The 23,099-nt window shown below is 57.8% G+C and carries 26 protein-coding genes; 7 read left to right on the top strand and 19 right to left on the bottom strand.

The features are described 5' to 3' along the window. Positions 1–14: 14 nt before the first annotated feature. The 6 genes from V2B23_RS26320 to V2B23_RS26295 all read right to left on the bottom strand — a co-directional run bounded on the left by V2B23_RS26320 (position 15) and on the right by V2B23_RS26295 (position 2,795). Complete coding sequence (locus V2B23_RS26320; protein ID WP_430953000.1) at positions 15–362, bottom strand: hypothetical protein; 348 nt, start codon at positions 360–362, stop codon at positions 15–17. Positions 363–382: 20 nt separating this feature from the next. Next, positions 383–883: a DUF3558 domain-containing protein gene (locus V2B23_RS26315; protein WP_430952999.1), complete on the bottom strand. Its 501-nt coding sequence runs from the start codon at positions 881–883 to the stop codon at positions 383–385. Between the two features lie 19 nt (positions 884–902). Then, the gene (locus V2B23_RS26310) at positions 903–1,256 is read right to left on the bottom strand and encodes a hypothetical protein (RefSeq protein ID WP_430952998.1); all 354 of its coding nucleotides are present in this window, start codon (positions 1,254–1,256) and stop codon (positions 903–905) included. A gap of 63 nt (positions 1,257–1,319) precedes the next feature. After that, a complete protein-coding gene (locus tag V2B23_RS26305; RefSeq protein WP_430952997.1) occupies positions 1,320–1,817 on the bottom strand; it encodes a DUF3558 domain-containing protein in 498 nt (165 codons plus the stop codon). A gap of 28 nt (positions 1,818–1,845) precedes the next feature. Further along, positions 1,846–2,166 (bottom strand): hypothetical protein, encoded by a 321-nt coding sequence (locus V2B23_RS26300; protein WP_430952996.1) that lies wholly within the window; start codon positions 2,164–2,166, stop codon positions 1,846–1,848. Between the two features lie 104 nt (positions 2,167–2,270). Then, positions 2,271–2,795 (bottom strand): DUF3558 domain-containing protein, encoded by a 525-nt coding sequence (locus tag V2B23_RS26295; protein WP_430952995.1) that lies wholly within the window; start codon positions 2,793–2,795, stop codon positions 2,271–2,273. 179 nt (positions 2,796–2,974) lie between these two features. Between V2B23_RS26295 and V2B23_RS26290 the strand changes: the two genes are divergently transcribed. The 3 genes from V2B23_RS26290 (at position 2,975) to V2B23_RS26280 (ending at position 6,516) form a co-directional block, all read left to right on the top strand. Beyond that, positions 2,975–4,651, top strand: a complete 1,677-nt coding sequence (locus V2B23_RS26290; protein ID WP_430952994.1) for an FAD-dependent oxidoreductase — start codon at positions 2,975–2,977, stop codon at positions 4,649–4,651. Positions 4,652–4,660: 9 nt separating this feature from the next. Next, entirely contained in the window at positions 4,661–6,100 is a 1,440-nt protein-coding gene (locus V2B23_RS26285; protein ID WP_430952993.1) for an ATP-binding protein, read from the top strand. A gap of 62 nt (positions 6,101–6,162) precedes the next feature. Then, on the top strand, positions 6,163–6,516 hold the full coding sequence (locus V2B23_RS26280) for a UBP-type zinc finger domain-containing protein (RefSeq protein ID WP_430952992.1): 354 nt from the start codon (positions 6,163–6,165) through the stop codon (positions 6,514–6,516). 17 nt (positions 6,517–6,533) lie between these two features. Here the strand turns inward: V2B23_RS26280 and V2B23_RS26275 are convergent, their stop codons facing one another. From V2B23_RS26275 to V2B23_RS26265, 3 genes are all read right to left on the bottom strand, one after another. Next, positions 6,534–7,379, bottom strand: coding sequence for an MBL fold metallo-hydrolase (locus tag V2B23_RS26275; RefSeq protein WP_430952991.1), 846 nt, complete (start codon positions 7,377–7,379; stop codon positions 6,534–6,536). A 441-nt stretch (positions 7,380–7,820) separates the two neighbouring features. After that, positions 7,821–8,159: a hypothetical protein gene (locus V2B23_RS26270; RefSeq protein ID WP_430952990.1), complete on the bottom strand. Its 339-nt coding sequence runs from the start codon at positions 8,157–8,159 to the stop codon at positions 7,821–7,823. Between the two features lie 57 nt (positions 8,160–8,216). Further along, a complete protein-coding gene (locus tag V2B23_RS26265) occupies positions 8,217–8,684 on the bottom strand; it encodes a DUF3558 domain-containing protein (protein WP_430953082.1) in 468 nt (155 codons plus the stop codon). Positions 8,685–8,882: 198 nt separating this feature from the next. Between V2B23_RS26265 and V2B23_RS26260 the strand changes: the two genes are divergently transcribed. Then, complete coding sequence (locus tag V2B23_RS26260; protein WP_430952989.1) at positions 8,883–9,938, top strand: 2,3-butanediol dehydrogenase; 1,056 nt, start codon at positions 8,883–8,885, stop codon at positions 9,936–9,938. Positions 9,939–9,990: 52 nt separating this feature from the next. Here V2B23_RS26260 and V2B23_RS26255 read toward each other — a convergent pair whose 3' ends face one another. Then, positions 9,991–10,215, bottom strand: coding sequence for a hypothetical protein (locus V2B23_RS26255; protein WP_430952988.1), 225 nt, complete (start codon positions 10,213–10,215; stop codon positions 9,991–9,993). Between the two features lie 302 nt (positions 10,216–10,517). On the opposite strand from V2B23_RS26255, the gene V2B23_RS26250 reads away from it, so the two are divergent. Beyond that, entirely contained in the window at positions 10,518–10,898 is a 381-nt protein-coding gene (locus V2B23_RS26250) for an excisionase family DNA-binding protein (protein WP_430952987.1), read from the top strand. Here the strand turns inward: V2B23_RS26250 and V2B23_RS26245 are convergent. From V2B23_RS26245 to V2B23_RS26225, 5 genes are all read right to left on the bottom strand, one after another. After that, positions 10,895–12,688 carry an AMP-dependent synthetase/ligase gene (locus V2B23_RS26245; protein ID WP_430952986.1) on the bottom strand — a complete coding sequence of 598 codons (1,794 nt, stop codon included), beginning with the start codon at positions 12,686–12,688 and terminating at the stop codon, positions 10,895–10,897. The genes V2B23_RS26250 and V2B23_RS26245 overlap by 4 nt on opposite strands. Next, complete coding sequence (locus V2B23_RS26240; RefSeq protein WP_430953081.1) at positions 12,685–13,128, bottom strand: MarR family winged helix-turn-helix transcriptional regulator; 444 nt, start codon at positions 13,126–13,128, stop codon at positions 12,685–12,687. Before V2B23_RS26240 ends, V2B23_RS26245 begins: the two co-directional genes overlap by 4 nt. A 103-nt stretch (positions 13,129–13,231) precedes the next feature. Beyond that, the gene (locus V2B23_RS26235; protein WP_430952985.1) at positions 13,232–13,363 is read right to left on the bottom strand and encodes a putative transporter small subunit; all 132 of its coding nucleotides are present in this window, start codon (positions 13,361–13,363) and stop codon (positions 13,232–13,234) included. A gap of 27 nt (positions 13,364–13,390) precedes the next feature. After that, on the bottom strand, positions 13,391–15,043 hold the full coding sequence (locus tag V2B23_RS26230) for a sodium:solute symporter family protein (RefSeq protein WP_430953080.1): 1,653 nt from the start codon (positions 15,041–15,043) through the stop codon (positions 13,391–13,393). Positions 15,044–15,433: 390 nt separating this feature from the next. Beyond that, a complete protein-coding gene (locus tag V2B23_RS26225) occupies positions 15,434–16,690 on the bottom strand; it encodes a plasmid pRiA4b ORF-3 family protein (RefSeq protein WP_430952984.1) in 1,257 nt (418 codons plus the stop codon). A 373-nt stretch (positions 16,691–17,063) separates the two neighbouring features. Here V2B23_RS26225 and V2B23_RS26220 point away from each other — a divergent pair, with 373 nt between their 5' ends. Beyond that, complete coding sequence (locus V2B23_RS26220) at positions 17,064–17,663, top strand: T3SS (YopN, CesT) and YbjN peptide-binding chaperone 1 (RefSeq protein WP_430952983.1); 600 nt, start codon at positions 17,064–17,066, stop codon at positions 17,661–17,663. A gap of 151 nt (positions 17,664–17,814) precedes the next feature. On the opposite strand, the gene V2B23_RS26215 is transcribed toward V2B23_RS26220, so the two are convergent. Then, positions 17,815–18,750 carry an HNH endonuclease gene (locus V2B23_RS26215; protein ID WP_430952982.1) on the bottom strand — a complete coding sequence of 312 codons (936 nt, stop codon included), beginning with the start codon at positions 18,748–18,750 and terminating at the stop codon, positions 17,815–17,817. Positions 18,751–18,882: 132 nt separating this feature from the next. Here V2B23_RS26215 and V2B23_RS26210 point away from each other — a divergent pair, with 132 nt between their 5' ends. Continuing rightward, positions 18,883–19,653, top strand: coding sequence for a hypothetical protein (locus V2B23_RS26210; RefSeq protein ID WP_430952981.1), 771 nt, complete (start codon positions 18,883–18,885; stop codon positions 19,651–19,653). A gap of 170 nt (positions 19,654–19,823) precedes the next feature. Here the strand turns inward: V2B23_RS26210 and V2B23_RS26205 are convergent, their stop codons facing one another. From V2B23_RS26205 to V2B23_RS26195, 3 genes are all read right to left on the bottom strand, one after another. After that, positions 19,824–21,674 (bottom strand): TerD family protein, encoded by a 1,851-nt coding sequence (locus V2B23_RS26205; RefSeq protein WP_430952980.1) that lies wholly within the window; start codon positions 21,672–21,674, stop codon positions 19,824–19,826. A 62-nt stretch (positions 21,675–21,736) separates the two neighbouring features. Continuing rightward, entirely contained in the window at positions 21,737–22,228 is a 492-nt protein-coding gene (locus V2B23_RS26200) for a hypothetical protein (RefSeq protein ID WP_430952979.1), read from the bottom strand. Further along, entirely contained in the window at positions 22,225–23,079 is an 855-nt protein-coding gene (locus V2B23_RS26195; protein ID WP_430952978.1) for a ParA family protein, read from the bottom strand. Before V2B23_RS26195 ends, V2B23_RS26200 begins: the two co-directional genes overlap by 4 nt. Positions 23,080–23,099 lie beyond the last annotated feature (20 nt).

The following is a 23,099-nucleotide window of genomic DNA, read 5'->3' as shown; positions in this document are numbered from 1 at the left end:
GAGATTTTTTGTGCCTATCCGGGGATCTCGAGCTTCCCATGGGCGGCGGCATTCTCCGCGTCCACGGATTCATAGCGGTCGATGCAGGCTTGGAAATAGGCTCGCATCTCCTTCACCACGGCGATGTGGCTGTCGAGCGTTTTCTCCAGCGAGTCCTCGCCACCGCCGTTGCGCGCTTTCTTTGAGAATTTTGCGGCCAGATCGCGACCTGACTGAAGAGAGCCCATACCCTTGACGTCGCTGAGTCGCTCACAATGCTTGACCATCAATTGCAGCTCACCGATCCACGCATCACAAGCTGCAACCATTAGTTTGGCCACGTTCGGATCGACGAACAGTTCGCCGCTGTCCTGACTCGCCATTGGTCCTACCTCTCGGAGATTCATCGGGGTAAGGACGAAACCAGTTGCAATGCAAAGCTTTCGACAAGCCCACAGGTAGAACTTTCGTGAGGTGTGCCCGCCTTTGCTTCAATGTTGAGCCACACGGAACCTTTGGATGCCCCAACCGCCAGGTAGCATCCGTCGATGGTTTCGTCAGATTCCCGCCGAAACCACAGTCCGACTCGATCACCAATATTCGACTCATCGAATTTCGTGTAATCCGGCCTGTTCCGTACATCATCAAGTGTGTAATCCGTCGCCATGATTGTGAAGAAATACCACGACGCGGTCCAAGAACACATCTTCCATCCGGGCTGCTCGACTCCGTCAATGTCGATGTCCTTTGTCAAAGGGTTGAGGCCGACTTGTTCGATCACTGAGTCCGGGATGTCCGTACAGGCGTTGAACAATCCCTCCTGACCAGATGCACGCTCAGGCTCACCCTCGACGGTTGAACCACACCCCACCGCAAGAACTCCAATGGCAATGGCTGCCAGCACAAGTCGAAGTCGCGCCAATCTAGGATCCCGATACTTCATGCCGGGCCAAGCGGTTGGCATTGTCGTCGTCCACGGATTCATAGCGGTCGATGCAGGCTTGGAAGTAGGCTCGCATCTCCTTCACCACAGCGATGTGGCTGTCGAGCGTTTTCTCCAACGAGTCCTCGCCACCAACGGCTTTCTTTGAGAATTTCTCAGCCAAGACGATGCCCGATTGCAACGTGCCCATCCCCGAAACCGTTGCAATGCGCGTCAATCCATTCTTAATTGAACCGAGTTCACCCAGCCACGCATTACACGCAAGTACGAGGTCTTTAGCGACTATCGGATCTACTGTCAGTTGTAGATCTGTCGTCGACTGCTGTGAACTCATGACTCTGATTCCCCCGATTGGACTTGCAGCCAGATCTTGCAGTCTTCAAAGTTCCGCGTTGGTTCAGAGTGGGAGATAGCTGACGAGCCCATCGGCCAACCTCCTCGTCTCGTCACAACTGTTCCCTGCGTGCTCGCTCAAGGAATCCTTTTCCGCATTGATCCAAACTGAACCCTGCCCCACTGCAAAGATTACGTAGCAAGCTTCGTCTGTGCTGTCTGCACGACGGTATTGCGTGACACTTCGATCACCGATGTCGATATCTTTGAAATCCACGTAGTCCGGATTGCTGCGAACATCCGACACGGTGTAACTCGTCGAATAGACGGTGACGTTGTACCAGCTTCCGTCCCAGGAACAAATCTTCCACCCGGGTTGTTCGACGCCGAAAACATCGACGCTTTCCGTCCCCGGATCAAGACCAACTCCTTCAATCGCCGAGTCCGGAATGTCTGTACACGGGTTGAACAAACCCTCTTGACCAGATGCGCGCTCAGGTTCGCCCTCGACGGTTGAACCACACCCCACCGCAAACAACCCAATGACAATGGCTGCCAGCATAAGTCGAAGCTGCATCCGGACTCCCACGCTACGACCCCGATACCTGATGCCGGGCCAAGCGGTTGGCATTGTCGTCGTCCACGGATTCATAGCGGTCGATGCAGGCTTGGAAGTAGGCTCGCATCTCTTTCACCACGGCGATGTGGCTGAGAAGTGACTTCTCAAGCGAATCCTCGCCACCGGACGCTTTCAGGGAGAATTTGCGCGCGAGGTCGATTCCAGATTGAAGCGTCCCCATACCCCGAACGACATCGACGGAATCGACCAGCTCCAAAGCCGATTCCAGGTCAGTCACGTAGTTCCGGCATGCCCTTGCCAGCCGCCGCGACGCGTCAATGTCGACGTTCAATGTTCCGCTCGCAGCGGCCGACTTCCAAGCCGACCACTGAGAAACAGCATCACCAACTGCATCAGGTACAGACACAGTCCACCCCTAACTGTCCATTCCAACTCTCAATGCGGCCAAAAATCTTCAAGTTCGTCAACGTACTTCTGGGCGAGCCCACAGGTAGGTTCCTCAATGGCGCGGAGTCCTTTCCTGTTGACTCGAAGCCAGATGGAACCTTGATTCACCTCCGCAGCGATGTAGCAAGAATCCCCATCCAAATCGTCCACTTTGGTGAACATGACACCCTGCCTAGAACCGACTGAGCCGTCAACAAGGTTGCCGTACTCGGGATTGTTGCGAATATCGTTGATCGAGTAGATATTTGAAAAAATCGCAATAAAATACCAGTCGCCTGACCAAGTGCAGATCTTCCATCCGGGCATTTCAACACCCGCGATGTCAACCTCCTTCGTGTACGGATCAAGTCCGACGCCCCGAATCGCAGAATCCGGAATGTCCGTACACGGATCGAATAATCCCGCTTGACCGGATAGCGGCTCAGCCTCCCCCTCCACGGCTGAGCCGCATCCGACCAAAGCCCATACCAAAATCCCTGCCAAGAAAAGCCGACCCCCCATCGACATTCTCATCGGGCCCCCTTCGGTATGAACTCACTCTATTTGATGCGCCGGCGACTCGATTGGTTCCCGCTACCGACAACTTCCCAGTTCACGTCCCCATGTTCGCTTGCAGCGCATCTGTAGCGATTGACGCTGCTCGTGACAGTCGCATACTGGAGGGGTTGACTACAACGTCGGGAGGGCACCGAGTGAACGCGCCGAAAGCACCTGCCAAACCAGCTATTCTCAGCGTCGATGACGACCCCGGGGTTTCCCGCGCCGTCGTCCGCGACCTTCGTAAACGCTACGGCGAGAAATATCGGATCATCCGCGCCGAATCGGGCGATCAGGCGCTCGAAACTCTGCGTGAAATGAAGCTTCGCGGAGATGCTGTCGCCGTTATCGTCGCCGACTACCGCATGCCTGGTTTGAGCGGAATCGAATTCCTCGAGCAAGCAATGGATCTCTACCCCATAGCTCGACGCGTTCTGCTCACTGCGTATGCAGATACCGAAGCCGCGATAGACGCCATCAACGTCGTCGACCTCGATCATTACCTGCTCAAACCTTGGGATCCTCCGGAAGAAAAGCTCTACCCGGTCATCGACGCTCTCCTCGACGCCTGGGCCGGCTCCAGTCACCACCCTGCCGAGGAGACCAAAGTCGTTGGCCATCGTTGGTCGGGACGATCCTCTGATGTTCGAGAGTTCTTGGCACGCAACCAACTTGCCTACCGCTGGTATATGTCGGACGAGCCTGAGGGACAACGACTCCTCGCCGCCGCAGGGGCCGACGAATTGAACCTTCCCGTCGTCATTGCTCCCAATGGTGACGTACTGGTTGAGCCGACGGATACCGAACTCGCAGACAAACTCGGCCTGAGCACCACCCTGTCCGAGGACTTCTACGATCTGGTTGTCATCGGCGGTGGGCCGGCAGGTTTGGGTGCTGCTCTCTATGGCGCCTCGGAGGGTTTGCGGACGGTCCTCATCGAACGACGCGCCACAGGTGGGCAAGCCGGTCAAAGCTCTCGTATCGAGAACTATCTCGGCTTCCCGGACGGTGTTTCCGGATCCCAGTTAGCCGATCGCGCGCGGAGGCAGGCAACAAAGTTCGGTGCTGAGGTCATCACAGCCCGCGATGTGACGGGTCTCGAAATCAACGGCTCTGCGCGCACAGTTCGTTTCGACGACGGCACATCCGTTGACGCACACTCCGTCATCCTGGCTACCGGCGTTTCGTACCGGCAACTTTCGGCTCCCGGTCTCGACACGTTCACCGGCCGAGGCGTGTACTACGGGTCTTCTGTCACCGAAGCCGCGCGATGTAGCGAACAGGATGTCTACATCGTGGGCGGGGCAAACTCCGCCGGCCAAGCAGCTGTTTACCTTTCACGCGGTGCACGATCCGTCACTATCCTCATCCGGGGCGCCTCACTCGAAGCATCCATGTCCTACTACCTGATTCAGCAGATCGAGAAAAATCCGAAGATATCGGTTCGCGCCTGCACCGAAGTTATCGCCGCTGACGGCGACGATCACCTCGAGCGAATCACGCTGCTGAACAGGGCAACCGGTGAAGAAGAGATCGTCGACGCGCATTGGTTGTTCATCTTCATCGGCGCCGCTCCGCTGACGGATTGGCTCGGCGACGTGGTCGTTCGCGATCGCCATGGATTTATCGTCGCCGGCCCCGACCTTGCCGCCGACGGCATAACACCGCAAGGGTGGCCCCTCGACCGAGCACCCCATCACCTCGAAACCAGTGTTCCCGGAGTCTTTGTCGCCGGCGACGTGCATGCCGAATCAGCCAAGCGGGTCGCGTCCGCTGTCGGAGAAGGAGCGATGGCCGTGATGTTCGTCCACCGCTATCTCGCTCAACAATAGGGAGATTTGATGTCTGTTCCAGCATGCAGTCCAGAACTTCTTCGCACGCTATTCCTGTTCGAGGAGCTCACCGACGATCAACTCGAAACACTCTGCCAAAGTGGCCATATCACTGAAATCGACCGCGGCCAGGTCTATCTCGAAGGCGACCCGGCATCATGCTTCTACGTCCTGATCGAGGGCGAGCTGATCATGTCTAAACTCTCCGGCGGCGAAGACATCGAGATGGTGCGCACCTCGCAGAGAGGCGTCTACTCTGGCGGTTGGACGTCGTATTTGGGTGATCGTGTCCCGCAGATCTATTCGGCGTCGCTGCGAGTAACCAAGCCGTCGACGTTCTTCGTTCTCGATGCCGACAAGTTCGGCGCTGTAGTGCGCGAATGGTTTCCGATGGCTGTACACCTTCTCGAAGGAGTCTTTTTCGGGAACCAGAACTCCCGCCAGATCATGGATCAACGTGAGCGTCTTCTCGCCCTCGGTTCACTCTCCGCCGGATTGACCCACGAACTGAACAATCCCGCAGCCGCCGCAGTGCGGGCGACCGCGTCGTTGCGCGAACGCGTCGCCGGCATGCGACGGAAATTGGGGATGATCGCCTCAGGCGTCTACGATCGCGATTCACTTGTCTCCCTCATGCATATGCAAGAGGAAGTCGCGGAAGTTATTGCCAAGGCTCCGACGCTCACACCCCTTGAAGCATCCGATCGGGAAGACTCCCTGGGTGAATGGTTCGAGGACCATTCCATCCGCGAAGGTTGGGACTTAGCACCAACCTTCGTCCAAGCTGGTCTCGATACCAACTGGCTCGAGACTGTTGCCGCAGCAGTGGACGAGTCTGTGCTCGAGGGGGCAATTCGTTGGTTGAACTACACCATCGAGTCTGAGCTACTGATGAACGAGATCGCCGATTCCACCACCCGAATCTCCACGCTTGTCGGTGCGGCCAAACAGTATTCGCAAATGGACCGCGCTCCCTTCCAGACCATCGACGTTCACGAATTGCTTGACAGCACTCTGATCATGTTGGGACAGAAGATCGGTGACATCACCGTCGTCAAGGAATACGATCGGGCACTCCCACCCATCGATGCGTATGCGGGCGAACTCAATCAAGTGTGGACCAATCTGATCGACAACGCTGTTGCCGCAATGGACGGCAGTGGGACCTTGACTGTTCGCACCAGCCGCGACGGCGATCGAGTCTGCATCGAAATCTGCGATACCGGATCTGGAATCCCCGACGACGTCATCGACAGAATCTTCCAGCCCTTCTTCACGACCAAACCTGTCGGAGAGGGAACAGGCTTGGGCCTGGATATTTCGTGGAGAATCGTTGTCGGCAAACATCATGGTGAACTTCGGGTCACATCCAAACCCGGGGACACCCGCTTCCGTGTTCTCCTGCCCATATCCGGACCAGAGCGCAACCACGTCGACGACGCCGAGTAGCGCACGCCCGACTCGGCGCGCACGATGAATGAAGCAGAGCCACTTCAACGAAGGGACTGACCATGACCGACGGACTTCCAGTTGGAATTGATCCGAGTGTGCCGCCGAGCGGTGCCGGGTGCGTCGAATGCGACGCTGCTGGCGGTTGGTGGATGCATTTACGTCGATGTGCTGAGTGCGGTCACATCGGATGCTGTGACTCATCCCCGTCACAACATGCCAGCGCTCATGCCGCGGCTACCAAGCACCCCTTCATGCAGAGTTTCGAACCTGGCGAGGATTGGTTCTGGAGCTTCGAAACTCAGGAAGCGTACGACGGTCCTGAATTAGCCCCGCCCACTTCGCATCCCACCGACCAGCCGGTTCCTGGTCCGGCCGGCCGAGTGCCAGCTGATTGGCAGCAGCACATCCACTGACCCTGAATTGGCGTCTGTCACTTCACCGGTATGTCGAACGTGAGCCGTGAAGGCTGGACATAGTCAGCCGGATCGGTGAGCAATAGTAGTTCGGGTGACGTCGGCAAGCCTGCGAGTGCCTGACATAACCGCTCTTCGTACGCGACGGCCGGAGCGGAGAGCGGTGCGAGCCAATTGTCGTGGTGCGCCGGCACGAAGAGGGAAGGCCGCAGTGCCCGGATGTAGTCGAGTGGGTCGCTGAGCCCGTTCGTGTACTGGTTGTAGCCCTGGATAGACCCGATCTGAACCGTGGAGGCCGGCAACGCACGCAGGGCGTCCAGAATCTCCGGAGCGTCGGTGAAGAGCGGCCCCGTGCTGTCGTGCCAGGTCAGTACGAAGTCACCGACCACGAACTGGTACAGCAACGATCCACCCTCAGCGTCGTTGAAATGCGACGCCAGGTGTGCAGTGTCGTGAGATGTCGGCGGATGTTCGATAGCCGGACGGAAATCGGGCACAAGAACGAGAGGTGGTTGCTCGCCTCGCGGGGCACGCAGCGCGGAGTGCAAGTGTCGAACAGAGTGCACGGCAACACCATTGGATAGCGAGAAGTCAGTTCGGCCGGAATCCAGCGGCAATGTTCGGAGCTCAGTTGTTGCCTGCTCTGCGATCTGAGTGCAATGCTCGTCTGTTCCAACGATGGTTGCACCACATATCGAGGCAATTTCGGCGGCATCGGCCGCGTGGTCGAAATGCCCATGTCCGATCAGGATGTGACTCGGCGCTAGGGCGGCCAGTTCTTCAGGGCTGGTAGGCACGTAGTTCGAGAACTCGCCTCGTGGAACCCACGCGTCCAGTAGAACGACGTTGCCTGCGATGGCCATCGCAAAATTCGTGACACCAAACCACGAAAGAATCGTCTTTGACGAATCCACTGCCCCGGTCGATGGATCAACATTCTCGGGTCCGAAGAACCGTTGGCGCGCAGTGATAGTCGGATTCACTGACGCTGGAACGGAGGCCGACGCGTTCGTCATTGCAAGGGTTGAGGCAGCCGCGGCTGCAACTCCCACGACAAAGGTCCGACGGCTAACTTCATTCGAAAACATGACTGCAGTCTATGTGGTGGGTACGTACATCAATCGTCATTCCCACTCTCGGATTCACGGCGATGCTTGTCAGTCGCCGACAAACCAAAGGTAACCGTGTTGCTCCATTGCAGATTCCGCCGCAGCTTGTAAAGCCACAATCATTTCCTCTTGATCACCCAGCTAATGGTAATCCCCACAAAACAGAGGTCAGATATCCGTGTAGTGCGGGACAATTCAGTTTCCCGGGCTTATCTTTCTGAGTGAGTCGACATTCGCCTGCTCTTGTTCCTTAGCATCGTCGATGCACTTCTGGAAGTACGCACGCATGTCATCGACTACTGCGATATGACTTTCCAACGCATTGACTAGTGAGTCGGGACCACCGACCGCCTTGCCCGCAAACTTGCCTTGGAGGGCAAGGCCTGAGCCCAACGTGCCGAAACCATCAACGCGCCGCAGTTTCCGCGCACTAACAATCAGCCTTCTGAACTCGGCTATGAGATCCTCACATGGTTTCACCAACTGCTGAGCGATATTTGGATCCAAGTTGATACCCACATCGACTTCTGACACCTAACCTGCCCCTTCCTCATCAAACGTATAGTCGAAAAATTCTTGATTCCACACTCGCTACGGAAGCAGAGGGATAACTACCTGTGCCGCCTGTTCGACGAGCGCACACGGCGTTTCGGGACGTTCCGCGCGGAAGTACGCATCGATGCTGATCATCGCAGTGGACCGAGAAGTAGCAAACGCGACAAGGCATGAAGAGTCAGATGCGTCATCGTGATCCTTGAACATCAGCAAGTTCCGCCCCAACACCTCGATGTTCCGGAAATCCCGAAACTGGGGGTTGACTTCCACTTCCTGAAGTGAGTACTTGGTTGACGTCAGCCCCAGAGAGAACCATTGCCCTTCCCAAGAGCAGAGGTTGAAACCCGGAAAATGGGTATTCAGAACGTCAGCCTTCTGAGTGTTCGGGTCGGCTCCCAGATCCCGCAGATTTCCGTCGGTGAGGACCTCGCACGGATCGAACATTCCAATCGAGTCGACAGGGAATGCCGCACCTTCAACTGTCGAGGAGCATCCCCCGAGCACAACGGTCGCTGCGAGCGACAGAAAAGCACCCCACCCCCTCACCGCACTCCCCTCTATCGCCGGACCTCACACCATTGGACGCACGAGAGGCAGTCCCGGTTCCAACACATTGCAATCCATTGCAACCCTTCACACCCCGTCGCCGCAGTCCTAACGTTGATCTACCAGCGGATTCACAACGAAGTGAGGTGCGGATCTATGAAGGCAGCACGGTTCCACGGTCAGAAGGACATCCGAATCGAAGACATTCCCGAGCCCGAAGTGCGGCCCGGTACCGTCAAATTGAAGGTCGCCTGGTGCGGGATTTGTGGCACCGATCTCCATGAGTACCTCGAAGGCCCAATCTTCATCTCGGCGCCCGGTCACCCGCACCCCCTCTCTCATGAGAACGCTCCAGTCACGATGGGGCACGAATTCTCGGGCACCGTCGAGGAAGTCGGCGAGGGCGTGACTGACGTCGAAGTGGGTGAAAACGTCGTCGTTGAACCGTATTTCGTCTGCAACGAATGCGCTCCGTGTAAGGCCGGTAACTATCATCTGTGCACTCAGATGGGATTCATCGGATTGGCCGGCGGCGGTGGCGGACTCAGCGAAAAGGTTGTGGTTGACCGGCGTTGGGTTCACAAGATCGGCAACATCCCGTTGGACGAAGCTGCGCTGATCGAACCGTTAAGCGTTGCGCACCATGCCGTCGTTCGTAGCGGCGCCCAAAGTGGTGACATCGCGATTGTCGGAGGAGCCGGACCTATCGGGCTGCTGGTCGCCGCAGTACTCAAAGGTCTTGGCGCAACAACGATCGTCACGGAACTGAGCGGTGCGCGTAAGGAAAAGGCACTGTCCAGCGGTGTCGCTGACTATGTCATCGATCCGAGCAACGAGGACGTGAAGGCCCGCGTTCTCGAGATCAGCGATGGCATCGGCGCGGATGTCGGATTCGAATGTGCCGGCGTCAACGCGGTGCTCGACACCATGCTCGACACCGTTCGACCCGCGGGAGTAGTTGTCAACGTATCGATTTGGGGGAAGCCGGCGACCATCGACATGCAAAAGCTGGTCCTCAAAGAGATCGATCTGCGAGGAACAATCGCATACGTCCGCGATCATGAAGCCGTCATCAAAATGGTTCAGGACGGGGTTGTCGACCTGGCGCCGTTTATCACCGGACGCATTCAACTCGAAGAGTTGATTTCAGAAGGCTTCACAACCTTGATCGAACACAACGACACTGCAGTCAAGATTCTAGTTCGTTCATAATTCAACAACCGGGAAATGCGGTGGGGACGTCATGTCTCCACCGCTCCTTGGTTTAGGAGGCTTCCCGCTCCTGCTCAACACACATCGCCGAGTATCGCGCGAAGGCGTCGTTCAAGGTCAGGGACTTACGCTTGTCGCCGATATCGCGCGGCGGCGCCTGCCTGGCACATCGCTTTGCGTGCTCGATGACTGCTTCGCGAACAACGCTGGAGATGTCCGCGCCCGTAAGCTCCTGGAGAGCCTCGAGAGCCTCCAGTTCCTCTGAATCAAATCTCACTGTTACCGATCGTCTAGCCACATTCAGGATGCTACGTCGAGTCACAGCAATATTGGGAGCTAGGTTCGAGCGACACGCGAAAACTCTTCTCTCCAAACGACTTGAATTCCGATCAGGCTGGCCAAAACCCGCGAGATGATACGAACGGGTTCGATGAGCAACACCCGATGCCGGAAATTGCAGGCACAAGGTGTGATTGCGGATGCCGCGGTTCGTTGCAAGTAGCTTATGCTCGCACAACCAAGCATAGGAGGTTCGGTGGACTATCCGCATCCCTACTGTTACTTCGATCGGAGCTCGACATGAGCATTGACCACGTAATTTCAGCAGTCGGTAGCGCCGACGCAGAAAAGATCAAGACCGCGCTGTCTGCACTCGCTCAAACGTCAACCGCCACGACGACGCTCGTGATCGACGGGGTGACAATCGACGTCCCGCCCTCAGTGGGCGATGCCGTCGTGGCGCTGCTGACTTACCTCGCGGGCGGTGACAGCGTTGCGCTCGGTGCCGTGTCCGAACTGCTCACAACGTCTCAAGCCGCGGAAATTCTCGGCGTCTCAGATACGTATGTCCGCAAGCTTGCCGATGCCGGCAAGCTCCCGATCGAGCTACGCGGAACCCACCGCCGATTCCGACTCGACGACGTCATGGGCTATCGCGAGCAATTCCCCAAGCGCGCCTAGCTCTTGGTGTACATACCCTCGATCTCCTTGGAGAACCGGTCGACGACTACGTTCCGCTTGATCTTGAGGGTTGCAGTCATCTCTCCGTCTTCCTCAGTGAGATCCCGATCGAGAATCACGAACTTCTTGATCGACTCGGCATGCGAGACAGCCGAATTGGCGTCGTCGACCGCCTTCTGCATTTCTGCCCGAAGATCCTTGTCCTCACGCAATTCAGCGACGGTCGCCTCGGCAGGCTTGCCGTTGTCAGCCTTCCACTTCTCGAACACCTCGGGATCAACTGTCAGAAGCGCCGTGACGTAGGACTTTCCATCGCCAACGACCACTGCCTGCGAGATGATGGAGTGCGACCGAATGCGGTCTTCCATCGGACCGGGCGAAACATTCTTGCCACCTGCCGTGACCAGCAGGTCCTTCTTGCGACCGGTGATGGAAAGGTAACCGTCACTGTCGAGTTCACCGAGATCGCCGGTGCGGAGCCAACCGTTGTCGAAGGACTCTTCGGTGGCTTTTTCGTTCTTCCAATACCCCTTGAAGACCACTCCACCGTTGAGCTCGATCTCACCGTCTTCGGCAATGCGAACTCCGTTGCCGCCCATAGGCTGCCCGACGGTTCCGATCTTTTGAGCGCCGGGAATATTGACGCAGTGCGCTGCCGTGGTTTCGGTGAGTCCGTAGCCTTCGTAGATCGGAACGCCGAGCCCGCGGAAGAAGTGGCCGAGTTCCGGAGTGAGAGCTCCACCGCCGGAAATGGCGAACCAGCACTCGCCGCCGAGTGCTGCGCGCAGCTTCGAGTACACAAGCTTGTCTGCGACAGCGTGCTTCACCTTAAGCACTAGGGATGGGCCGCCCGCGTCGAGAGACTGGCTGTACTCCTTGGCCGTTGCTTCTGCGAACGCAAAGATGGCACCGGGAATCTTGCCGCCGGACTCCGCCTTTCGCGCCGCGCCGTCTCGAACCTTCTCGAATACCCGCGGAACACCGAGGATGGTATTCGGCTTGTACCGCTCGAATTGAGTTGTGATGTTCGAGAAATCAGACCAATGCGCCTGCGCAGCACCAGCTTCGAACGTCGCCAACGACACTGCCCGAGCAAGTACGTGGGCAAGGGGAAGGAAGGTTAGAACTCGGTTCCCGGGAACCGCGACCTTACCGATCGACGCAGTCAGAATGCCGCGCACCTCGGAGAGGAAATTCCGATGAGTGAGGATGCAGCCCTTCGGCCGTCCCGTCGTACCGGATGTGTAGACGAGCGATGCAAGGTCGTCAGCGCGGATACCGTCGAGGCGCTTCTTCAACTCGGTTTCGTCGACGTCGATGCCCTGCTTGGTCAGCTCTGCCACAGCGCCGGCGTCGATCTGCATGACAGCGCGCAGGCTAGGCGGCGCATCCTGGAACAACTGCTCGTGCGTCCCCGTCTCCACGATGGCCATGACGGACTCGGAATCCTCGAGAATCCAAGCAACCTGGCCCTTCGATGACGAGTCGTAGATCGGAACCGTCGCAGCGCCGGCCGCCCAGATCGCGAAGTCGAAAAGCGTCCACTCGTAGCGGGTGGCCGACAGCAGTGCGACGCGGTCCCCTGGCTGAACACCGGCTGCAATCAACCCGTTTGCCACGCCCATGACCTGCTCGGCAAATTCCTTCGCCGAGACGTCGACCCACCCATTGCCCATCGGCCTCGAGAACACCGTGAGGTTCGGGGTGCGCTCGGCGTGAGTGAAGACTGTGTGCACCACCGACTCGTTGTCGGAGATGGTGAACTGGGCTTTGGCGCTGTACTCACTCACAGGGTGTCATCTCCGTCGGTCTGCGATTCTGTGCTGATTCTGAAGCGGTGAAGTGCACGGGCGAATTCTTCGATCTCGGACTCACTCCAATCGTGCAGCCTGCTGACAACTTGGTCGAGTCGACGCGCGTCGGCGGCGTCGAGGTATTTGCGACCCTCGTCAGTGAGGTGGAGCGGATTGCCCAAGCGAACGGGTCCCGGATCGGCATACACCCAGCCTGCGTCGATGCATCCACGCACTTGGCGGGAGATAGTCGAGCGGTTGACGCCGAAAACGTCGGAGATCTCCGTGGCCCGGCAGCCGTCGTTGCGGCCGATGAAGGAGAGGAACGAGTGCTGCGCGATGGACGGCTGATCGTCGGACTGGCGATTGCCGGTCATCAGCTCTCGCGTCAGGTGCACCAGCTCGTCATGGACGGCCGGCGGCCCGGTGAGCGACATTGCTCCGTTGTGTTGCACTGAGCAACTATAACGCCGACCCCTGTGTCCGACGCAATATGACCGCCGCCACCGACAGCAAGAGCGTCGGTGGCGGCGCGAAAAGTTAGACCAGATCTTCACCGTTGCGGCGAGCAGTTGCCCAATCCTTGAAGAATCCCTTGCTGATGACTCCCAGTACAACCAGGACCAACGCCGGCCAGATCAGAACGTACATAGTCAAAATTGCTGTGCTCATTCGAAACCCTTCCAATTGTCTCGACGGTTACTTTCCGGACGCTCCCACAGCAGGAAACTCTTCCTCGTCGAAATCTCCGGTCCGCTGCTTGATCAGTTCGAAATCGAACGTCTCACGCTGATTTACGGACATCGCAAAGCACACGACGGTACTGACGGCATAGGCAACCAAAGATCCACTGAGCGTTGGGTAGTCATGCAAGAACCCGATCGCAAACGGCGCGGACAACACGATCGCCAGGCCTCCGACGATCTGCGCAACCTTGAGCCCGAAGAATCCAAAGGCCATGAGCCCCAAAACCACTCCGATGCCGATCACAGAAACGACGTCCGAGACAATCCCGAACATCCCGTCCATCGGCACCCAACTGAATCGCACCGGCAGGAACGCGGCAAGAGCAACGAGCACCGACACGGTGAACGCCTTATTGGTGACCTTCCCCCAATAGAAGCTCGCGATAACCGGGAACACCAAAGCGCCCCACAGCGCGCCGACGAACACCAACAGATCCAGAATGCTCAATTGCAGACTTGCCAAGGAGATAGCCGCCGCCGTGGCAACAATCATCGTGACTCGGCCGATGAGCAACATCCGCCGCGGGTTGGCGTTAGCCTTGCCTGCGACGGCCTGACCGTAAACGTCGGTCATGACGATGGACGAGAGTGCAGCAAGGTCCGAGTCCGCTGTCGACGACAGCGCGCCGATGATCATGACAAAGAAAACAGCCAGCAAAATTCCGGGCAGGTACGACGCGGCCATCTGCGGAATCAGGTTGTTGACGTCACCATCAGTCGGCTCGATTCCGAGGTACAGCGCGAGAACACCCAGCATTCCGACACCGATGACCGTTGCGCCGTATCCCACAGTTGCGGTGATGAAGGTGGGCTTGATCAGGTCTTCGCGGACCGCGAAGAGTCGTTGGGCGATGGTCTGGTTGCCGATTGCGTAGGCAAGGACTGCCGCGATGTACGGCGCACCCTGTTCGAAGAAGGCAACGCTCGAGAAGAAGTTGCCCTGCTCAGCAGTGAGGTTGCCTGCGCCGGATTCGAAGGCCGCGGGAAACCCTGAAGCGAAGAAGATGAACGGCACCAAAACCGCTACCGCACCGAGCATTCCGATCAACTGAACGAAGTCGGTCAGCACCGAAGCGCGGAAACCCGACCACAGCGTGTACAGCAGGACGCCCAGCGCAACGATGAACACGCCCTGGATGAAGTTGAACGGTGAAAGCAACGCGATCAGCAAGCCACCAGCGAGGAAGTTCGACATCAAACTGATAAGACTGCCGACGATGTTGGAGCCCGCCAGCATCAGCTGACTCGAGCGTCCGTGCCGCGCGTACATGACCTCGGCCAGAGTGTGGGCTTTCGGCGCCACTTTACGAATTCGCTGACCAAAGGGATAAATGAAGAGAATCATCAACGCGCCCCACAAACCGTAGTGAATGGGGCCGGAGATTCCGTAGGTGTAGCCAGAGGTGGCGGATGCGTACATCGACGACGCCCAAATCCAGGTGGCCGTCATACTCGCGGCCGAAACACCAAATCCTAATTTGTTTCCGGCGGTCATAAAACCGTCGGCATTTTCCTGTTTCTTACCGATACGAAGAGAAATCAGAAATGTTCCACCATAAAAAGCAACAAGCAGTGAAACAATTACCAATGTACTGAACTGGACCATGTCGGACCCCGTCACATGCCACATCCTTCGCAAATAATCGGCAGAACAACGCGCAAAAACCCCTGTTCAGGATCTTTGCGCTGCGTTTCTGCACGCCCTAGGAGCGACCGTCAAAACCAACACCGGCCACATATTCAATTGACTAGCAACACGCACTTCGTCTTTTCCGAAACCCAACCTCCACAAAATAAATCTTCTGCGCAAGCTTTTGGCTCGACTACGCAATTCAACAGCTGAGAATCGACCATAGCATGATAGCAATTTCGAACAAAAATTCAGATATTTTGCAACCTGAAAATATTCAAGATTCCGTCGCCGAAAAATCGTGCGCTTCCAGCGCATATAACAACTCCGCATCGATCGAAATCGATGCTCGATTCGATCGGTTAACTACTTCGACAGGACCATCCTGGCAAACCGTCGGCCCCACTCGGGATCAGCGGAAACATGCTGGTCCAGCGGATTGGAGACAATCGCCCCGATCATTCGCAAGTACAGGAGAGTGTCTCGCACAATCCACGTCCAATCGTCGTCACCGAGGCGTGTTCCGTCTGTTGTCGACCAACCCAATGCCGTGAGACCTTCGATCATCACTTCACTACGTTCGGACTCTGACAAGCCTGCAGCCAACGTAAGGAACAGAATTCGGCCGGCTTCCTGCGCCAGCTCCCCCTTTCCCAACGGCATGGCCATCACGATGTGGCGCCACAGCTCGCCTTCATATGCAAGAACTGACGCGCCGAGTCGAGTCAGAATCAATGTGCCTCGGAGTTTTCGGACCAATCTCAGCGTCTTTGCGACTTCAACGAGTACTACTAATTGCGAGCCACTCCCTGCCGCGGCATCGATCCACTCACTGTCCCAATCGAGTTCGTCTCGGGCGGACGCAACATGGTCCTGAGGAAGTGCCCCGGACGCCGTCAACGCAATCCCACCGCCTCGCGCAGCGTTCAGCAGCCACAGCAGCTGGCGGGTTGCTCCCTCACGCATCACCTCGAAGTAGTTGTCATATCCCCCAGAAAGCTCCGCCTTCGCAACTGCGGCAAACAGTTTCGGCGCGGAATGAACCGACAGGCGGCGCAAAAACTTCTCGAACAGCGAGCTGCCCACAGGCGGTGACTTATGCAGTGCTACTGCAATGGTGACTGCCACATCGGACTCGGTCCGAACAAAGCGCTCGGGATCGAACAGCCCGGTACTCGTCTGCGCGCTCAGGAACTCGCGATACCCGATCGGTCCGCCAGAATCCTCCGGCGGACACGCCCTCTCGCCGTCAAGGCAGGACGGCTCAGAAATCGGCTGGTCTTCGACAATCTGCTCGAGAACCAAGGTGTGACTCCACTTGGCACGGACGTTGTACTCGTATCGGACGTACTCCCCTACCGCGGTGACCACCTCGTCGATACGGACTTCGTCCTCACCAAACTCGTCTTCCTGGTATCCGTCGTACTGGATCACCTCTCGCGCGATATACCGATCTGGGCCATTGCTCGTTGAATGATGGACGCTCACCCACTGATGAGCGTGTTGATCTCCCCATCCCATCACCGCCTGCACAATCGAATGAAGTTGGTCGAGTTCGATGTTGGACGGCACCGAAAACCGTCGCCAAATGGGTGGCGCGACGCAATCAAGTTCGATCCGCATGACAAAATTCGCCACCTCCGGCCGTCGACGCTGATTCCGCATCTGCCTCGGCGTACGGACGGTTTGTGCCGCTTGAAATGCAGGCACCAAACGCAGATGTGAAGCTCGTCGAACTCGCTGACCCGTCATTTGTGGAGACTAGATCTACCTACCGACAAGCCGAGATACTCACTGCCACAACGCTGCCGGATTTGTCGGGACTGGAGTCACATCGTTCTGCTGCGGCAAGGTCCAGCTCAGCGCGCGCCGAAGCGGACACTTTGGATCATCCACTAAGCGGACAATAGTGTGCGCCGACTACCGTAGACCTGACACCCACCGCACGAAAACAGTGCCCAGCGCCGGCTCGGACTGGCACAGAACATGAGGATCCATGAGCGACCACAACACGACCGCCGACCAGCCCCTCCACATCAACGGCGCTATTGCCCTGGTGACGGACGAGCGCGACGAATTGGTTCGCCTGTGCGTTCAGACTCTCGCCGAACTGCTGGGCAGCGAGCCCGACACCGACGATGACGGCGACATTGTCGTGCCGGTTCACGGGTTTGTCGTTTACGTGACGGTCGCGGATGACGGCCCCCAGATCAACGTCTGGTCCTCGGTCCTCACGGGTCTCGGGAATCCCGCCCATGCTGCGACGCAGCTGATCGAACTCGCACAGGAATGGCCGCGCCTGCGCTTCGCCTTCAGCGGCGACCACCTGCTCGTCTCGACGATGCTTGATGCGGACCCCTTCGCCCCGCAGCATCTCCTCAACCTGGTCGACGAGGTTCACGCCTTCACTCACGAACTCGACGACGATTTTGCTGAGTCCTTCGGCGGCACCCTCGACTGCGACGAAGACGACGACAGCTACGCCGGCGAATGCAACACCGGTGGTTGCGGCGACGATTGTGACTGCGATTGCGGCGATGACGCGGCCGATGCTGAGCTTGGCATCACGGCAGTCGCCTCGACGCCCGGCAAGTAGCCAGCAGCCCACCGTTTATATTGCGCGCGTGCATCTCTGCGATTGCAGAGGTGTACGCGCGCAAGCAGTTTCGCTATCGCCGGCGACCTCAGGTGAACCGACAGAGTCTGCCCTTTCAGCTACGGGTCCTGCGATCACATTGTGAGCAACATCAGCCAGCGGACTGAAACTTCTTGTAGCTCAACGCAAGCAACTCTGGATCAGGGCGCTCAGATCTGAGAGCTGGGATCACCATCAGCTTCTGACCGTGACGCTCCTTCAGCCCGTGCTCCAGCATCGGACCATCGATCTCTTCGAGAAGATCCTGTCTGATCTCAACCACAAGATCAGGACTGATCCCCAGAATATGGACATCGAATGCAGCGTGGTGAATCTTGCACATTGCCAACCCATTTCGGACTGAAGCTACCCCAGCCTCATCGGAATCGGGCACAATATGTGCCGCGTCAAGCAATGAGCTGTGACCTAAGGAGCAGACAGCACAACGCGTTTCGTAGGCTCGCATCACTGTCGCTCGAAATACCGGCTGGTGCAGCCGTCGCTTGGTTTCGGCGATCAGGTAACGCCGAAGATGAGATTCGATCGGAGAATCCGTCACATGGAGATCACGAGCAAATTCGGTGGCAACGACAAACTGATGGAGACCCACCTCTTCGTCAACGAGGTAGACGGGAAAGACCGGCTGAAACTGCCCAGGTCCCACGCCGAAGAACCAGATCAGCGGCACTTTCTGCTCCATCGCCGCACGCAGCCCGCGGTTGTCCTGATGATCCGGGTCCATCCCGCTCCACTTGTACCGAAGAAATCCGTCGGCTCCGACTGCATCCTCATATGGTCGGTCAGCGCCTTCACGGCGATAAACCGTGCTGATCGAAAGAGCCGACGAGAGCTGACGTGGCTTGCGGATACCTCGTTGGGGATCCATCAATCTGAACATTTCGCCGTCGATGGTGAAATCGAGCAGCTCCTGCTTGCTGATTGAGTTGAGACCGTCGTTGGTTCGCACTGTAAGAAACTGCATTGCTTCGCGCCGCAGACGCGTATCAAAATCTTCGGCTCCGTGCGCGATGCTCACAATGTCCGTCACTCAAGCGTCCTATCCCCCACATGTTCGTGCGCACGCACAGGCGCTCACGTTATCCGAGGTAACTACCTCAATCCTGGCACCACGCCGGCCAACTGCAGCGATATGTCGGTGAGGCGTGCCAGGATCGCCCACATGCATATCGAGGACGACGGATTCGAGACGCCAGAGGCGTGCGTCCAGTGGTGCCAGGCACGGACTTACGATCTGCACGTACTTGACGATGGAGCCCGAGTGGATCTGGACTGGTGGAATGCCCACCTACGAGAGGCCAAGCACGAGATCCAGTTACACGGTAGAGACGACGACGGCAAGGTTGTCACGTCCGGTCTGGCTACGGTCCAGCGCAACGACCTTCGACCCGGCAGCGAGCTCGTTACCGCCGACCATGCTGGCCTCGGATTGCTATTTCTGTGCGCAGCTTGGCAGAGCGCTCACCGCAGTCGCCGGTTCAAACGGAGATTCCCTGACGTATTCAACACGCAGATCGCTGAGGGCGACGATCCGCTGAAGACGATCAAGGCTGTCCTCGACTACTGCATCAAGACCCGCACCATGCCGAACATCCACCGTGACACGTGGTCGGGGTGGCCCATGACACCAGGGGTCGGGGTATCTCTTCTGTCGGCATTCATGTGGGCTGCTGAAGTATCAGTAGAGGGCGGTCGCGCACAATTGATCGACCAATTCGGTGTCTCGACCCTGATACACGAAGGTTGGCTGGAAGATCCGTCCGTCAGCAGTTTCACGTTGCGTCGCTATCACCGCTACAACCAGTTGGTCACCGCATGGGCAACCAAAGCCCGGACAAACCCAGAGCTGATCGAGATGTGGCTAGTCAAGCGCTGGACTGCCCGCGTTGCCGAGGCTCGTCACGGCGAACGCGCAATGCCCACGCTGTTCTGAAGTCCGCGAGCCACACCTGAGACGGCAAACGGTCGAGGGCTTTCTATCGTGACTGACAGACTCCGCCGGCATCGATATAGATATCGAAGTCCACAAGTATGCGAGTGGCCGTAAGGCCGGCCAAACCGAGTTCCATAACCACCATCCTGTCGCGATCGGAATGGTCCGGATCAGTCCTCGTCCACTTCAACGCCGTAACCGACTGCCATTGCACCAAGATCGTGGTCATAACCCTGACCAACGGCTCGCAGACGCCAGACATCTCCACGGCGATAGATCTCGGTAAGCACCATGGTCCGTTCAACTGTCCCGAGATCGAGTACAAAGGTCGCAAATGTTCCGTCGGGGCCATCAATGCTGACAGTGACTGCTCCCAGGTCGCCGAAAGTCTTTTCACCGTCGACAGCAGCTGCGATCACAACCCGCCGGCATTCGGCAGGCAACGCATCTAGGTCTGTCCGGATACTCTGCTCGCTGTCTCCGTCAACGGAAAGCTCAACTGCGCCATCTTCGTCCGCGAGATTGTTGTAGAAAATGAAGTCTTGATCGGAGTCGACTTTGTCTGTGTCATCAAGAAGGAAGGCCACCACGTCAACATCGAATTCGCCGCCGACGTTCTCCGCCCGCCACGCAACATTGACCGACCACGACGACCGAGCTGCGGGTAGATCGATGGCCTCGCCACGAATCAGAATAGGTGCAGACAAACGTGATTCAAGCTTCATGTGCTCCGGAACCACACCGGAGACCAACGCCTCGTTGACATCGGATTCAGCTATCTGTGGGAGCCCTCGTTCGGTGACCCTAGCCATCCGCTTGTCAGACTGGCCTCCGTCGAGCATCAAGACGTCAGTAACCGCGGTGGTCAGATTGAGTGATTGCCTGGCACCTAATTGAATAAGACGTGACCGCATGATCACACCGTCGAGATGACTGCCGCCAAGAATCAATACCCGACGGCCATTCCACGCCTTCGCTTTTCGGTTCGGATCTGGTGACGCAGCTGCAATTGGCGACCGGACAACAGGGTCTGGCCCAACCGGCGACTGCACCGGCACAACGGTTTCCGGGACCAGTGACACTACGATCGGAGCGCTCTCTGTCTTGAGCACACCCGGCAATGCTCGCGCCAACAGTTCGTCGAGCTGTTGCTCCGAGATGACGGGGATGCCGTTGGCGCCGGCCTTACGCACCTTCCCGCTTTGCGACGCGGGGTTCTCACACACCACGACGCTCGTCTGGCGACTAACTCCGTTCATCACGTCGAACCCTGCCTCGGTGAGACGGGCTGCCAACGCAATTCGAGGAATACGTGTGGATCCGCTGATAACAACCTTCATCCCCTGAACCAGGCCATGCACAAGATCGAGGCGCCCAGGATTGGTGAACGACGACGGCATCCGCTTTATCTGTTGTGGGTAGACAGTGACACGACGGTCATTGCAACCGACAACAGGCAGCGGAAGCTGAAGTGATTCTGCGAGTGTTGCGCTCCGCCCGAAGACATCAACAAGCACCCGTGCGTCGTCATACGCGTCATGCGCGTTGAACTGTTCGATCTTCCAGTACTCTGCCAAGGTTTCGAGTCGATGGTTAGGTACATCAAGCTCCAAGCGACGCGCGAGAGCAAGCGTGCACAGGCGCTTGTCGACCGGGGCTCCGGAGCCTACACGCTGGAATTCTGCGTCGAGGAAACCGTAATCGAACGACGCATTGTGCGCCACCATCGTTCGACCGGACAACAACTCAGCGAACTCGTCGGCGATATCCTCGAATCGTGGGGCGCCAGCCAAACGATCAGGCGTCAGGTTGTGGATGTGAACGGGTCCCGGATCGCACCCCGGATTGAGCAGCGTCGAGAACTGCTGTTCAACTGTGCCATCTTCACGAAGAACCAGTGCAGCGATGCTGAGCACGCGATGCGACGCAGCCCGCAGGCCTGACGTCTCGACATCGACAACCACCCAACGGTGATCGCCCGGCAGTCGGTAGCTCTCTGCTTGGCGAAGCGTGCTGGTCATTGAAATACCTCCGTCAGACAACAGTGAAAACAGACGAGCCAGTTGCACATCAGGTCCCTGACCTACCGGAACGCACTGCCCTTCGAGGTCAGTGCCTTCACTCGCTCGACGGTCCAGACTGCGAGCACATCCACCTTGCGCTTGCGGCCCGTCTCCTTGTGGGTATCCATTTCCTGTTCCGCGATGATGTCTTTGATCCCGTCTGCATCGAGGGCCGAAAGGCGCTCCAGCAGAACCGCTTCCCCGTCAACCTTGAAGACCTCGAACGGGTCGAAAGCCCCCGGCTCCCGTTTCACCTTCGGGGCCGCTGCCCGACGACGCGGCGCCGGTGCAGCAGCAGGTACTGCAACGGCCGCTCCCTCGGACGGAACCGCAAAAGCCTCTTCGATCGCCTTCGCGAAGCGCGGGGTCCGGGCAGCTTCCTCCGCCACTACCTGAACGAGCTTGGCCAGCAACACCGATGCCGAGCCGTTGGTTGCTCCCAACTTCAGGAGCGCTGCACCGGTTTCCTGCACCTGCACCCGACGACGCGCTTCATCGATACCCGCACTCATAGCTTCGCCTGCGCTTCCGTGAGAATGTTCTGCGTAATTGCACGCATCTGATCGAACTGACCTGCGTTTCCGTACTTCACTTTCAAAGTGCCGTACGGATGAAACTCTGCCGACGCGGCAATCTGGTTCGACTCCGCGAGATACTCCGGCAGGACGTGTGGGACGTTGGGGTCGCGTCGGAGATTTCTGACGGTGGTCCGGTGCACTGCGGAATTGGACTTGTACTTGGTGATCACCAACCCCAACTCGAAGAGTTCACGGCCGATCTCCTTGCCGAACTTGGCGATATGAGTCTGGATCTGCGGAATGCCATAGGTAGAAAGCACATCCGGGATCGTGGGAATGACATAGCCGTCGGCCATGGCCAGCCCATTCAGCGTGATCGGGCCCAGATTGGGTGGGCAGTCGATCAAGACGTAGTCGTAGTAATCCATCACCGGAGCCACGGCATCGCGTAACAACTCCACTGGCTTGGTGGAACTGCGGTCAGCCACCCGAAGGGCACTGATCTCCTCCTGCAACTCGATCAAGTCCAGCGATGATGGCAGCAGATCTACGCCAGTCACGTGCTTGACCGGCGAGACCGACCGCTGAATTGTCCCCTGCAGATCGAAATTCGACGTACCTTCAACTGCGTCACGGAAGATTGTTGCGCTGGTGAGCCCCTTCTTGTTCAGCTCGAGCCAGTGATCCTCACTGATCATCATGGTGGTGAGGTTGATCTGCGCATCCAGGTCGATCAGCAACACACGCTGGCCGAATTCGAGCGACATGAACTCTGCCAACCCCGCCGTGATCGTCGTCTTACCGACGCCGCCCTTGAGGTTGATTGTCGCAATGGTCTTTGCCATCAGAATCCGTCCCTGTCCTT

The organism is Rhodococcus sp. 24CO, from assembly GCF_050586165.1.
Taxonomy (GTDB): Bacteria; Actinomycetota; Actinomycetes; order Mycobacteriales; family Mycobacteriaceae; genus Rhodococcus_F.
The sequence above is the reverse complement of the archived record's forward strand: the minus strand, read 5'-3'. Positions and strand labels throughout refer to the sequence as shown.